General features: G+C 69.4%; 12 protein-coding genes and 1 pseudogene. 7 read left to right on the top strand and 6 right to left on the bottom strand.

What is annotated here, in order from left to right:
- Positions 1 to 890 (top strand): annotated as a pseudogene (locus PV350_RS24000) (IS630 family transposase); the annotation flags it as partial.
- On the opposite strand, the gene PV350_RS23995 reads toward PV350_RS24000, so the two are convergent.
- Both PV350_RS23995 and PV350_RS23990 read right to left on the bottom strand, forming a co-directional pair.
- A complete protein-coding gene (locus PV350_RS23995; protein ID WP_500336007.1) occupies positions 884 to 2095 on the bottom strand; it encodes a hypothetical protein in 1212 nt (403 codons plus the stop codon). The pseudogene PV350_RS24000 and the gene PV350_RS23995 sit on opposite strands and share 7 nt — an antisense overlap.
- A 204-nt stretch (positions 2096 to 2299) precedes the next feature.
- The gene (locus PV350_RS23990) at positions 2300 to 4009 is read right to left on the bottom strand and encodes a histidine kinase (protein WP_500336006.1); all 1710 of its coding nucleotides are present in this window, start codon (positions 4007 to 4009) and stop codon (positions 2300 to 2302) included.
- 284 nt (positions 4010 to 4293) lie between these two features.
- On the opposite strand from PV350_RS23990, the gene PV350_RS23985 reads away from it, so the two are divergent.
- The 4 genes from PV350_RS23985 (at position 4294) to PV350_RS23970 (ending at position 8306) form a co-directional block, all read left to right on the top strand.
- A complete protein-coding gene (locus PV350_RS23985) occupies positions 4294 to 5673 on the top strand; it encodes a TRAP transporter substrate-binding protein (RefSeq protein ID WP_500336004.1) in 1380 nt (459 codons plus the stop codon).
- 101 nt (positions 5674 to 5774) lie between these two features.
- On the top strand, positions 5775 to 6110 hold the full coding sequence (locus PV350_RS23980; protein WP_499508860.1) for a response regulator: 336 nt from the start codon (positions 5775 to 5777) through the stop codon (positions 6108 to 6110).
- 7 nt (positions 6111 to 6117) lie between these two features.
- Entirely contained in the window at positions 6118 to 7659 is a 1542-nt protein-coding gene (locus PV350_RS23975; RefSeq protein ID WP_500336002.1) for a sensor histidine kinase, read from the top strand.
- Entirely contained in the window at positions 7656 to 8306 is a 651-nt protein-coding gene (locus PV350_RS23970) for a LuxR C-terminal-related transcriptional regulator (RefSeq protein WP_499508858.1), read from the top strand. The genes PV350_RS23975 and PV350_RS23970 overlap by 4 nt, the downstream gene beginning before the upstream one ends.
- A 180-nt stretch (positions 8307 to 8486) precedes the next feature.
- Here the strand turns inward: PV350_RS23970 and PV350_RS23965 are convergent, their stop codons facing one another.
- From PV350_RS23965 to PV350_RS23950, 4 genes are all read right to left on the bottom strand, one after another.
- Positions 8487 to 9029 (bottom strand): DUF302 domain-containing protein, encoded by a 543-nt coding sequence (locus PV350_RS23965; RefSeq protein ID WP_500336000.1) that lies wholly within the window; start codon positions 9027 to 9029, stop codon positions 8487 to 8489.
- Positions 9030 to 9125: 96 nt separating this feature from the next.
- A complete protein-coding gene (locus tag PV350_RS23960) occupies positions 9126 to 9629 on the bottom strand; it encodes a winged helix-turn-helix transcriptional regulator (protein WP_500335998.1) in 504 nt (167 codons plus the stop codon).
- A 335-nt stretch (positions 9630 to 9964) separates the two neighbouring features.
- Complete coding sequence (locus tag PV350_RS23955) at positions 9965 to 11371, bottom strand: amidase (protein WP_500335997.1); 1407 nt, start codon at positions 11369 to 11371, stop codon at positions 9965 to 9967.
- A gap of 100 nt (positions 11372 to 11471) precedes the next feature.
- Positions 11472 to 11840: a hypothetical protein gene (locus tag PV350_RS23950; RefSeq protein ID WP_499508854.1), complete on the bottom strand. Its 369-nt coding sequence runs from the start codon at positions 11838 to 11840 to the stop codon at positions 11472 to 11474.
- A gap of 26 nt (positions 11841 to 11866) precedes the next feature.
- Between PV350_RS23950 and PV350_RS23945 the strand changes: the two genes are divergently transcribed.
- The gene (locus PV350_RS23945; protein WP_500335995.1) at positions 11867 to 12472 is read left to right on the top strand and encodes a TetR/AcrR family transcriptional regulator; all 606 of its coding nucleotides are present in this window, start codon (positions 11867 to 11869) and stop codon (positions 12470 to 12472) included.
- Positions 12473 to 12796: 324 nt separating this feature from the next.
- Entirely contained in the window at positions 12797 to 13567 is a 771-nt protein-coding gene (locus PV350_RS23940; protein ID WP_499508852.1) for an SDR family oxidoreductase, read from the top strand.
- Positions 13568 to 13995 lie beyond the last annotated feature (428 nt).

Genomic DNA, 13995 nt, shown 5'->3' with positions numbered 1-13995 from the left:
TCCGGGCCGGTGTCGCTGCCGAAGCTGAGTGACAGGCTGTTCGCGGTGCTCGAGGAGGAACTGGCCAAGGGGCCGGTCGCGCATGGCTGGCCGGACCAGGCGTGGACGCTGTCGCGGATCAAGACGCTGATCGGGCGCCGGTTCCACAAGAGCCTCACCCTGTCGGGCATCGCCTTGATGTTGCGGCGCCATGGATGGAGCCATCAGGTGCCGGCCCGGCGGGCGCTGGAACGTGACGAGGACCGGGTGACCGGGTGGATCAAGGAGACGTGGCCGCAGGTGGAAGCACCGCGGCGGCGCTCGGGGCTTGGCTCGTCTTCGAAGACGAGGCCGGATTCTCGATGACGCCGCCGACCCGCCGCACCTGGTCCAGGCGAGGGCACACGCCCGTCATCCGCGTCCGCGGACGCTCCCAGCGCCGCTTCTCCGTCGCCGCGCTGGCCTGCTACAAGCCTGGAGAACGCTCCCGCCTGATCTACCGGCCCAAGCGGCACGAGGACCACAAACGCGGCGGCCGGCGCAGCTTCACCTGGACCGACTACCGCGACCTGCTGATCACAGCACACCGGCAGCTCGGCGGCCCGATCGTCCTCATCTGGGACAACCTCAACGTGCACAAGGACGCCCGGATGCGCGCCTTTATCGACAGCCAGGACTGGCTCACCGCCCACTACCTGCCGCCCTACGCACCCGACCTGAACCCGGTCGAGGGAATCTGGTCACTGCTGCGACGCAGCTGCCAGGCCAACACCGCTTTCGCCGACCCCGAGCACCTCATCCGCGCACTCCGCCGAGGCATCCGAAAGATCCAGTACCGCAGCGACCTCATCGATGGATGCCTCACCGAAACCGGACTCACGCCGACGACACCACGCCTACAACCTCAGTAATGGAACAGGACTGCGAACAGGGCGGGTACTGCGGGGGCGAACAGGTAGAGCGCGATGCCGGTCATGGCTTTGCGCGTCGTCACCGGGAGTACCGGCTGGGACCAGACCTTTGCCACCGCCTCGTCGACGTTCTCCTCGGAGCCGCGGTGTTCGTGCAGGGACTGCACGTAGGCCTGCTTGGCTGCCAGCGCCGAGTGGTAGCCGATCGAGGAGGGGTAGACGATCACGGCCATGTCCACGATCATCACCGCCAGGATGAGGAACACCATCCAGGGGGTTGCCGGCAGCCAGACGGTGAAGAGGATCAGCAGACCGATCAGATGGGCGAGGGCGGAGCCGTAGGTCCACAGCATGAACCGGCGCAACGGGCGAAGCCCCTGGAAGCCGTCGCTGTTGTACTCCGTGTTCGGCGTCACCCCGAATCCCAGGATCCAGGACCGGTACAGGTAGCTGGTGAACACGACGCCCATCACCAGCTGCTTGGAAAGGAAGTAGAAGGCGTAGGTGCCGGCCACGCACAGGGCGACGGCCATCTCGGGGTGCGTGTGCCAGTTGGCCCACCAGGCGTCGTACACGCTCGAGCGCCAGACGCGATCGGGCAGTGCGGTCGGGTTCCACGTCTCCATGAGCCCGTGGGTGTCCACGAAGGCGTACAGCGATACGGTGCCGATGGCCATGGCCAGCATGATGGGCGCGGAGACCCGCTTGCGGCCCAGTACCCGGAACCACTTGTTGGTCTTGCGGACCAAGTCGTTGAGCCGGCGGACCGAGCGCTCGTCGAGCAGCCGTGCCGCACCACCGTTGCGTTCGTTCATCTGCACGAACTCGGCGATCGCCTGTACCTGCTGGCAACAGAAGACCGGCGTGATGAAGATGATCGCCAGTATGACCAGGCCGGCCACGTCCTGAAGCAACGACAGGCTCACACCACTGAGGTCGGTGGCGTCGGAGCCAAGGTAACTCAGGGCCCACCGCCTGTCCGTGCCGGACGGCGGCCCCAGCACTCCACCGGCTTGCGCCAAGCCCAGCAGCGTGACAGCGAAAGCCCCGCTGATCAGCAAGATCTTCGTCTTGGCCGTCAGGGGAAAGTACAGAAGGCGGATCAACGTGCGTGCGGCCGGCCGTCGTGACCGCGGCAGCCTGCGTATCCAACGCATCACCGGGCGGAAATCGGTCGGCTCGAACGAACGAAAGATGCTTCCCATCCGCTGTGGCTCCAAGGCCTCCAACTGCCCCATTTCGTCCCCCGATCGTGACACGTTGTGAGTTCATTGACAGTGAGCCTGACGGGGACCTCCACCTTGACGAAGGTCCCTCTCCATGCCGCCCTTGGCGGCTTGCTGCGTAGGTGCTGGGGCCGCCTCGGGGCGGCGGTGCGGCCGCGGTCTTCCACGGGCCGTGACGGTTGATCAGCCCCGTGTCGAGTGCTGGGGATCGGCGACGGCGATGTGGCCCGTACCGCGCAGTGGAAGATTCAGGGTTACCTCATTCCTGCCCCCCTCGGTGCGGATGGTGAGCACGCCTTCGAGCGTGGTGACCCGGTCGGCCAGGTCGGCGAGGTCTGGCATCTCGCCTTCCACCACGATGGATGCGATCAGTTGCCCGTCGCATTCGTCGCACCCGTCGCACCCGTCGGCGCGGACCCTCGTCGTCCGGTTCTCGCTCACTTTGTCCACTATCAGGTAGACCGTGGATTCCACGACGTCGGGGAAGCGCGTGTGTGGGACATCTCCGACGTGAAGGTCCCGGGTCTGGCCGAGCGCGTCCAGTGCGACGGCGAGGCCGGCTTCTTTCAACAGCACCGGGTAGATACCGTGCGCCAGCCGTCTGAGCCCCAAGATGGCCTGTTCGAGTTCCGCCTCGGCCTGGTCCAGGTGGGGCGTGACGGCCCGCGTGCGCATGCGCAGCAGCCGCAGTCCCAAGGCCAGGCCGACCAGGCGCTGCTGGGCGCCGTCGTGCAGGTCGCGTTCCAGACGCCGGCGCTCCTCGTCGCCCGCGGTGACGATGCGGGCGCCCGAGTCACGCAGATCGGCGAGTTGGGCAAGGATCTCGGCGTTCAGGCGCTCGTTCTCCAGCGCCAGATGGACGGCGGACAGCAGGTCGTCGACCATACCGGGGTTGTCCAGCAACCCAGGTCGGTGGATCAGCGTGGCGATGTCCGAGCCGCCGCGGCGAAGCCTGGTGGTGGCCCTGCCGTCGCGCGGAGGCAGAGAGAGCGCCCTGGCGGTTGCGTCAACTTGGCGGTGGCCCGCATCGACCGGGTAGGCGATCTGCAGGTCCGGGTCGCCGAGGCGCCTGGCGATCGCGTCGCGCAGCCCGCCCGGAGCGGAAGTACCGTCCATGTCGATCACCAGGCGGGTCAGCTCGCGCTGCCTCAGCCGGGCGCGGACCGGCTCCGCGATCACGGCGGCCGCCAGCAGGAACAGTGCCCCGGCTTGGGCCTGCCACAGCCGGCCGTCGTCTGCGTCGAAGCCGAGGAACCCGCGGTCCAGGCTCCGGATGTACGAGAGGGCCACGGCCGCGAAGTAGCCGAGGGCGCACAGCGTCGGGACGCCCGTGGACCGCCGTCGGGCCGGGCTCGATGTGACCAGGCGCCAGGCGAGGAGGACGACGAGCGTCAGCAGCCACACCGTGCCCGCCCGCACGCCCAGCGATGCGATGCCCTGCACACGGGCCGGATCGTCGGCAACGGCCCACCAATTGCGTGGGCACTGCGCGCAGCCTTGGGCCCGGGGGCGGAAGTACGCAGCCGTGCCCGCCCCTTGCACGCCGACGGTGATCGCGTACCCTGCAGCCGTGACCGCGCGCGCGGGCCATGATCCCAGCCGGCCGGCGGGGTAGGCCAGCGCCAGGTGCGCCACCGCCGCCGGGCAGGCGGTGTACAGGGCGAGACCGAGGGTGAACGCGACCGATGAAGTCGTCCCCGGAGTGTCCCACTCCGACAGGAACCAGGCGTACGCCACGAGGAACAGCAGCAGCCCGCAGCGTTTGCCGGGAGCCCACCAGCCAAGGGCGAGGGCGCCGATCAGCAGCGCCCAGCCCGCCCCCAGCAAGGCGATGAGGCCGTGCGGTGTCATGAGCGCCGGCGAGAAACCCGGCTCCGATCGGGCGAGCGCCACGGTGACGAGACTGAGTGCGGCTCCCAGCCCGAGAAGCAGCAGACGTGTAGGCATCGGCGGCCCCCCGGCAGGCGATGTGCTGGTCTGCGCACGATGGTCCCGTGTGCGGCCTTGCTCCGGAACAGGGCTGTCCCTGATTCTTGCCTGGTGTGGTGCGGGGACAGCCCCGATGTCCGGGTACGGAGGCGTTCCTAGCGTCGTGGGCATCCAATGTGGGAGGTGCCCCGGTGAGGCGACAGAAACCAGGAACGTGGGCCGCTGCAGCGGCCGTTGTGGGAGCCCTGATGGTCTCGGCGGGCTGCTCGTCCTCCTCGCCCGATCGGGCCGGAGGCCATGCCGGCGCCGATGCCACCGTGCTCACCCTCGCCAACGCGGGCGGGGCCATTGAGCCGCCGCAACTGGTGGCCTGGGCCAAGCAGGTTGATCGTCTGTCCAACGGGACGCTCAAGATCGAATTTCGGGACGAGTGGCGCGAGGGGGAAGCCCGGCCCGAGGTGCCGACGCTGGACGACATCCGCAAGGGCAAGGCGGACATGGCATGGGTGGGAGCCCGGGTGTTCGACCGGGTCGGGATCACGGACTTCCAGGCGCTGCTGGCCCCCATGCTGGTGGACAGCTACGAGCTGGAGGCGAAGGTGTTCCAGGCCGGCATTCCGGCGAAGATGCTCGCCGGAGCGCAGAAGGCCGGTGTGGTCGGCATCGGCGTGCTACCGGGGCCTTTGACGCGCCTGGTCGGTACCCGGGATCCCCTGATGAACCCCGATGCCCTCAACGGTGAGAGGATCGTCAGCCAGGACTCGGCCCTGATGGACCAGAGCCTCAAGGCGTGGGGAGCCACTCCGGTCCTGGCACCCGCCGACGTGGACCTCAGCGGCTACGGCGGCATCCAAATGCAGCTGGGCGCGGTCGTCAGCCGGCACCACGACCGCGATGCCGGGTACGTGACCGGCAACATCAACCTCTGGCCACGCCCGCTCGTCATCGTTATGGGCAAGGCGGCCCATGACAGGCTCTCCGCACGACAGCGGCACGTCCTCGACAGCGCGCTCCAGCAGACGATCACGCAGGCGGCGGACGTCTCCCGGGCCGAGGACCGGGAATCCGCGCCCACCCTGTGCAGGCTGGGGATGAAGCTCCCGTCGGCATCGGCCGCGGACCTGAAGGCCATGGAGTCGGCCGTGGCACCGGTCTACGCCAGACTGCGCAAGAACAAGCAGACGGCCGACTGGCTCGAGCAGATCCAGTACCTCAAGGAGACGACCGGCGTCGGACCGGACACCGCCTCATGCCCAGCCAAGTCGACCACCGCCGGCCCCCTGGAAGGACGCTGGACGCGCACCATGACCGAGGGCGACTGGCGGTACTGGCCAGGAGACGAGAACTGGACCGAGCACCCGCCGGCGGGCACCTGGACACTGACCTTCGACAGCGGCATCGTCACCAAGACCGACCCGGACGGCGAGGTGGAACGGTGGCCCTACCAGACGTTCCGCGACCGGATCCATCTCGCAGGGTCCTTCACGTTCAACGCCACCTTCCGCCTGACCGGCGACCAACTGACCTTCGACAACTTCGACTTCGGCGGCTGCACCGACTGCGGCGGCTACGCCGTCACCTTCGGCGGCTCCAAACAGCCCTGGACCAGGACCTCATCGGCGAGCTGAACAAGACCGGCTGTGACGGCGGCCGCGCGTCGGGGACAGCCCTGATGCGCGACCGCCGCCGGTGCTGCCACCATCGGGCTGTGGGCCCAACGCTGCTGATCGTGGACGACCACGCAGGCTTCCGTACCTTCGCCAGAGCACTGCTGGAGGCGGAGGGATTCGACGTGGTCGGGGAAGCCTCGGACGGCGCGTCGGCCGTGCTCGCAGCCGAGCAACTGGCCCCCCGGATCGTGCTGCTGGACATCGTGCTGCCCGACCTCGACGGCTTCGAAGTCTGCGCACGCCTGACCGCCCACGCACGCACTCCGCCCGCGGTCGTCCTCACCTCCAGCCGTGACGCCACGACCTACGCGGACCGGCTCCGCCGCTGCGCCGCCCGCGGGTTCATCGCCAAGGACCAGCTGTCGGGCACCTCACTGCTGGCACTGGCGGGGTGAGCTCGCCATGCCCGACCGGATCCTGACGGTGGCCGACGTCGCGGTCGGCACGATTCTGCTCACCTCCGGCACGGTGGCATGGGCGGGCCGACGCCACAGCCGTGCCGGCCTGCTCATGGCCGTGGCCGGGGCCTGCTGGTTCCTGGGCAACGCCTTTGCCGCCCTGGTGTTCCTCCACCGCGGACCGCTCATCCATCTCCACCTGTCCTATCCGACGGGACGACTGCATCGGCGGCCGGCCACCACCGCGGTCGTCATCGCCGCCTACGCCGTGGCCGTCTACGAGGGCTACACGCAGACCCCGTGGCTGACTGCCGGACTGTCGGCCCTCGTCGTCGTGGCCGCCCTCGACGTCTTCGCCCGCACCTCGGGACCCACCCGCAGGGCAGGGCGGCCGGCGCTGGCTGCCGCACTGGTCTTCGCCGGCGTCCTCGCCCTGGGCAGCGCCAACGTGGCCCTGCAATGGGGTGCGGACCGCGCCGTCCTGCTGACCTACGATGCGGCCGTCGCCGTGGTGGTGCTCTGGCTGACGGTGGATCTGCTCCACGGGCGCTGGAGCGAGGCCACCGTATCCGACCTCGTCACGCAACTGGGCCGGCGTACGGACACCTCGGGACTCCAGGCCCAGCTGGCCAGGACGCTGGGCGACCCCGGCCTGACGCTGGGCTACTGGATGCCGCAGCGGCAGGCATACGTCGACGAGGCCGGCCGGCCGCTGGACGTCGAACGCCGCGCCGCCGGGCGGGTGACGTCGGCTGTCGAGGACGACGGGGAGCCCGTCGCCATCCTCATCCACGACCCCGCGGTACTCGACGACGAGAAGCTGGTCGCCGGGGCGACCGCGGCGCTGCGCCTGGCCGTCGCCAACGCGCGGATGAGGGCCGAGGTCCGCGCCCGCGTTGCCCAGCTCGCCGCTTCCCGCCGCCGCGTCGTGGAGGCGGCGGACGCCCAGCGACGGGCCCTGGAAGCGGAGCTGGCAGCCGGCGCACAGCAGCACCTGACCCAGGCGGCGCACCATCTCGCCGCCCTTCAGACAGAAGCGGACGACGAACTGCGAGCCATGCTGCCGCAGGTGCTGAGCGAAGTGACCGCAGCTCGGTACGAACTCGCGGAGTTCGCCCAAGGGGTGCGGCCACACAGCCTCACCGCGGGCGGACTTCACGCCGCGCTGCCGCTGCTTGCCGTCCGGTCAGGGGTGGAGGTCAAGGTGGTGGTCGGCGTCGGCCGGCTACCGCCCCCGGTCGAGGCCGCGGCGTACTTCCTCTGCGCCGAAGCACTGACGAACATCGCCAAGCACGCGGCAGCCACATCCTCGAGCGTCGAGGTCGTCGCGCAAGCGGACAACGTCGTGGTGCGTGTGACCGACGACGGCCGCGGCGGTGCCGACCCCGACGGCTCGGGCCTGCGCGGGATCGCCGACCGTGTCGAAGCCCTGGGCGGCAGCATCACCATCGGCGGCGGTGCCACAGGCGGGACACAGCTCGTGGCCAGGATCCCGGCCACGGGGATGCAGCACTACGGAGATCGGGAACAGGGGGACGTCCGGTGAAGATCGTGATCGCAGACGACTCGATGCTGATCCGCGAAGGCCTGACGCGACTGCTCGCAGAGGCCGGCTGTCAGGTGGTGGCCACCGCCGACAACACCACCACACTGATGCGCGAGCTGGACTTCGTTGTCGCCGATGCGGTGATCATGGACATCAAGATGCCGCCGACCTACACCGACGAGGGCCTCCTCGCGGCTCACCGACTGCGATCCACGCATCCCGCCATGGGCGTACTCCTCCTGTCGCAATACCTCGAAACCCACTACGCCATGCGGCTGATCAGCAACGCGCCCGATCACCTCGGCTATCTCCTCAAGGAACGCGTATCGGACGTCGCCCTGCTCGTCGACGCGCTGCGCCGCGTCATCGAGGGCGAATGCGTCATCGATCCCACGATCGTGACCACGCTGATGCGCAGGCCACGCGACCCCAGCCCCCTCACGAGTCTCACCGCACGCGAACTCCAGGTGCTGGCACTCATGGCCGAGGGGCGCTCGAACGCCGCCATCGCCGGGAACCTCTCGATGAGCCCCAAGACACTGGAAGCCCACGTCCGGCAGATCCTGCAGAAACTGTCCCTGCACCAGTCGCCGAACGACCACCGTCGCGTGCTCGCCGTCCTGAAGTACCTCCAGACCACGCGCTGACATCGCGCGACGTGTGGCGTGGTCCACGTCCTCGGCCGGATCCGGGGTGAGGCCGCGGGCCCCACGAGCGCGCGGTCCCGGTGGTGTGTGGTGCTGACCAACCCGTTCGCCGGCGCCGCGAGCGTGCCGACGTCGGCCACCGGTCCGGCGGTCCGGATGTTCAGGGGCCTCGCCGGCCGGTCAGGTCAGTTCGTCGGGCACGGGGACGCCGAGGTGGGCGAGCAGCGCGCCGACCTTGCGGTCCAGCTCGCGCCCCACTTCGGTGATTTCGGGCCGGCCGAGGGCGCTCACCGTGTCGCTCGGACGGTCGATGGCGAACATCGCCTCGCCCGTGGGGGATTCGTGGATCGTGGTGCGCAGGGGTGCGTACATCAGGGCCCCGGCATCGTGCCGGTACATGCGCTCGGCGATGGTGTGATTGCCCATCAGGTACTCGGTGCAGCGGGCCTGGTCGCCGGCGACGCCGAACAGCGGCTGGGCGTCGAACTTCCAGTAGATCATGAACCCCAGTGGCGCGTTCTCTTCGGCGAGCTTGCGTACGGCGCTCCACGAAGCCCGCTCGGTGACGAGCTCGAAGGTGCGCCGGTAGTCCAGCGGCGGGACGGCCTGCTCGAAGCGGGCCCGGAACTGTTTGTAGTTCGTTCCGGCCGGGATCTCCAGTCGGGTGACGGAGCGGGGGAGTGCGCGGATCGTCGGGTGCGTCGTCGTGGTGTGGTGGGCCATGACCGGCTCCCTTCTGGCTTGCCTTGTAGGAGCCAGTCTAGGACGCAGGACGAACTCTCTCAACAAAAGCCAGCATTTCGGGCATTGCGGGGTGGTTCACCGGGTTCCGGCGGCGCCCAGGACCTGGGCGGGGTCGCCCTGCCAGGGCCTGACCCAGGCGGTCTCGGAGCGCGGCACCGGCTTGCGGCAGTGCGGGCAGCGGCGGCCGGGTTCGAACGACTGCCCGCAGGCGCTGTGCACGAGACGCATCGGCTGGGTCGGTGACGCGGGCTCGCTGTGGCTGTTCCCCCACACCATCATGGCGTGCAGGACGGGGAGCAGGTCCTCACCCGCCGGCGTCAGCCGGTACTCCTGGCGGGTCCGGCCGCCGCCCTCGGGCCGGTAAGGGGCGCGTGTGAGCAGCCCCGTTTCGACGAGCTGCCGCAGACGGCTGGACAGGACGTTGTCGGCGATGTCCAGTTCGGCCTTGAACTCGTCGAAGCGCGTCATCCCGATGGTGGCGTTGCGCATGATCAGCAACGTCCAACGGTCGCCCAGGATGTCGGCGGCCCGTCCGATCGGACACGGTCCATCGGCGGTTCCGCGGCGGGGTCCCGGCATGGCACACCTCCAGACTTGCTTAACGCAAGCCTACGGCTTTTACCGCCGGGCGCGAGGCCGCCGTCGTCCCCGGGATGTGACCGTGGAGCCCGATGCGGCGGAGGCGGCCGATGCGGCCTCGGTGGCCGGGCAGGCTGCACGTCGCCTGCGACAAGGCGGCCCCCGCGGGCGGCCTGGTCACCGGGGCCGGCAGTACGGACCGCCATGGTGGCCCCCGGTGCCACCGCAGACCTGTGCGCACGCCTGTCCGGCAAGGGGACCGGTCACTGGTACGCGGCGGCTTCATGCTCCAGTCGGCGCCGCAGCACTTCTTGCGGTGGGGCCCCTCGCGGTTGTCAGAGGGCGGGGTGCTGGCCGCGCACCGGGCTGAGTGTCTCCAGCAGCGAGGCGATGTGCAGGATCGTCGATTCCGCGTGCCAGGTGGCCGCCAGCTGGACGCCGATCGGCATGCCGTCGCCGCTGGTGCCGAACCGCATGGACAGGGCCGGCAGTCCCGTCAGGTTGAACGGGACGGTCGTCGACGACACATGGAAGGGGCCGACGGTCTGGCCGTCGAGGGTGAACTGCCCGAGCTGGTGCTGGTGTGCGGGGATCGTGGTCACCGGGAGCAGCAGGATGTCGTAGTGGTGGAAGTACTCCGCGAAACCGTCCCGGAGCCGCTCGATGCCCTGTTCGGCCCGGACGTAGTCCTCCACGGACGTGTCGGGCATGCCGGCCAGCGTCTTGGAGTAGGTGAACATCTGCTCTTCGTGACCTTCGGTGACCTGGTGGAAGGCGGGCTTGACCTCCATGACGTGCTGCAGGTTGAACAGTTCGAGAGGGTTGTCCCGCTCAAGGGTCGGGATGTTGACGGCGTCGACCGGTACTCCGGCACTCTGCAGGGCGTCGGCGGCCGCCCGCACCGTTGCCGCGACCTCCGTGTCGGTCGGACCGAGTCCGGAGTCGACCAGCCAGCCCACGCGCACGGGCCGGTCCGGCCAGGTGCCCAGGCCGGCGTCGAACTCGCGGGGGGCGGTGGCAAAGCCGTCGGCGCCGTCGGGGCCGGCCAGCAGCCCGTACGCGAGCGCGAGGTCGCGGATGCTGCGGGCCATGGGACCGACGTGCCAGTCACGGCGCGGCTCGCGCGGCCAGATCCCCGTCATCGGGATACGCCCGTGCGTGGGCTTGAAGGACACGACGCCGGTGTCGGCCGCCGGCCCGCGCACCGAGATGGACAGGTCGGTCGCGAGTCCCAGCGGCGACATCCCCGCCGCGATCGCCGCGGACTCCCCGCCGCTGGAACCGCCGGACGAGCGGTCGAGGTCCCAGGGGTTGTTCGTCCTGCCCGTCAGGAGGTTGTCGGACTCCACCCAGTACGAGAACTCCGGGAGATTGGTCTTCGCCAGGAGGATCGCCCCGGCCCGCTTCATGCGCGCCACCGCGGTGGCATCCGTGTCCGGGATGCGCCCGGCGAAGATCGGCGAACCGCGCTGGGTGAGCACTCCGGCGGTGTCGAAGGAGTCCTTGGACGTGAAGGGCACACCGTGCAGCGGCCCCACGTCCCCGCCCGCCGCGAGCTCCTCGTCCGCCGCCCTCGCGGCCTTCAGCGCACCCTCGGCGAGCGTGACGATGGCATTGAGCCGCGGATTGACCGCCTCGATTCGGTCGAGGTGCGCCTGGACCACCTCGGCGGAAGACACCTTCCCGGTACGGATCAGCTCGGCGAGTTCGCTCGCGTCGAAGTAAATGAGATCGGTGGTCATGATGAATCCCTGTCCTCGACCGGTCTGCTCCACCAGTTGAGACCGGTCTGCTCTTTGGTTGTGCCGCCCGGGCTCGGTGAGCCGCAGGCAGCAGGGCTCGTCAGGCGTGCAGGGCCTGGCGGGTGACCGTCGTGGCGCGGCCGGGCCGGCCGGGGCTGCCATGGATCTTCGCGATCATGCCCGCCCCGATCCGGGGGCCTGCGGCGGGCAGCGTGAAGGTCATCATGATGAACACGACGATCCACTCCTCGCAGCGGGGGCCGAACCGGAAATCGTCCTCGGGCCGGGCTCCCCTGCACAGTCCGGTTACCGGTGCCTCGTGCGCCGCCCGCGAGACTGCCTCGATGCGGGCGGCAGGCTCGCCAGGGGGCAGTGAAACTTCAGCGAAAGGCACGAGAGGCTCCTCCTCGATCGAGGTGGCTGCGCTCTTGGGCTTACCGCCCCGTACAGATACTATGTAGGTCAGCATACATGCTACGTGGAGAGGGTGCAGGAGTGGGAAGGCGAACGGACGCCAAGCAGAAGATGGTGCAGGCCGCCAAGCAGCTGATGCGGCAGCGCGGCTACAACGCGACGGCCTTCTCCGACGTGCTCGAGCTCAGCGGCACCTCCCGCGGCTCGGTCTACTTCCACTTCCCCGGAGGCAAGACGCAGCTGGCGATCGAAGCCGCCGAAGCCCACGCCTTCGAGCAGGTCGAGATCATCGACCGGGCCGCCGGACAGGCCACCTCCGCAGTCCAGTTGATCGAGCTCTACGTCGAACTGGGCCGCGACGGCATGATCGCCGGCGACTACGGGCGAGGCTGCGCCGTCGCCCCGCTGATCACCGAGGGCGCCACGCAGGACTCGGCCGAGATCGCCGAAACCGGCCGCCGGGCCTTCTCGCAGATGACCGACCGGCTCGCCTTCCACTTCGTCGCCTTCGGCGTCGAGCGTGCCGCTGCGAGAGTGCTCGCCGACGCCGTGATCGCGGGCATCGAGGGAGCGATGATCACCTCCCGCGCCCTGCGCAGCCCCACTCCGTACGAGGCGGTACGCACCGTTCTGGTCAGCCACGCCGCGAGCGTGTCCCCGAAGAGCGCCGACCGCATCCGTACCTGAAGCCCGCCACCCCACGGGCCGGGCCGACCGTTCAGTGCCACCACGCGTCGTCCCCGCAACCTGACATGTCCGGCCGCCACGCCCTAGCGCTGCGGTGACCGCGCACGCCCTGAAACCCCCAGAGCCCCGGCGCACGCGTGCCCGCGAGCCTCCCTCCGGATCGCCGGGTCAGCCTGCGCATCCCTTGACGCCTACAAACTATGTATGTTGCCCTACATAGCATCTGGTGTCGCGGGAAACGGCAACCACAGCCGATTGGCGATGCCTTCCGTCGCGTGCCGCCCACCCACAGGCCGCCCGCCAGCAAAAAAAGGGGTTCCACTCATGGCCCGCGTACTCATCACCGGCGCGTCCCGGGGCATCGGCAAGGGCACCGCGATAGCACTGCACGAACAAGGCCACGAGGTCATCGCGACAGCCCGCGACGTGACCATGCTCGAAGACCTGCCGGCGGCACAGAAGTTGCCACTCGACGTCACCGACCAGGCCTCGGTCGACCGGGCGCTGGCCGAGGCCGGCCACGTCGATGTCCTGGTCAGCAACGCCGGAGCGACCGTGCGGGCACCGCTGGAGACGATCCCGCTGGCCGCGCTGGGCGACCTGTTCGAACTCAACACCTTCGGAGCCCTGCGCGTCGCGCAGGGCCTCCTGCCCCAGATGCGCCGGCGCGGGAGCGGGCAGCTGATCTTCATGTCCAGCATCCAGGGCCGCCTGGTGATCCCGCTGATCGGCGCCTACAGCGCGACCAAGCACGCCCTGGAGGCCTTCGCCGAGGTCCTCGCCATCGAAACCGGTCGCTTCGGAGTGTCCGTGCACGTCGTGCAGCCACCCGCGGTGACCTCCGGGGGCGCCGAGCGCGCCCAGGTCCACCTCGACGACAGCAACCCCTACCGCCCCCTGCTGGACAGACTCGGGCCGTTCCGCGCGGCACCCGTCTCCGTCCAAGAGGTCGCCGACGTCGTGACAGCGACGATCGCGCAGGGCGACAAGGCCCCCTTCCGCATCCCCGTCGGCGAAAGCGCGAGGACCATCCTCAGCGCACGCAAGGCCGCACCTGAACACGCACCCTTCCTCGCCGCACACCTGGACTGGTAGTCGTACCCGGCACAGCACAGGCAGCGACGGCGCTCAGTCATGATCCTGGAGTACCGGCCTTCCATTGGCCCGGCCCAGGCGTAGACGCCAGGCACGCGAAGCGAACGGTGCACGACGGCGCGCCTTGGGATGAAACAGAAGGAGTGCGCCCAAGACGGTTACCCCATCGCCCCACTTGCGTCATCAGCACCTTCATAATCGGCAGTCCCGTAAAGGACCGGCCTCACACCAGACGAAACTAGAACACCAGAGGTTAAAACACCCTTTGAGAAGGTGTTGATGTCGCCGGTCAGCTGCCGATTGACGGCGCCCACTGCCCCGACGGCCAGCACGATGACCGCTGCCGTGGCGGCCAGGAACAGCTTCTTGCCGGGTAGGTCCCGTACGCGGCCGATCTCCCCCGACCCTCGCCTGGGGCACGTCCACGG

The sequence above is a fragment of the Streptomyces sp. PA03-6a genome, from assembly GCF_033792765.1.
GTDB lineage: Bacteria > Actinomycetota > Actinomycetes > Streptomycetales > Streptomycetaceae > Actinacidiphila.
Note: the sequence above shows the minus strand (reverse complement) of the source record. Positions and strands in the feature narration are given on the sequence as shown.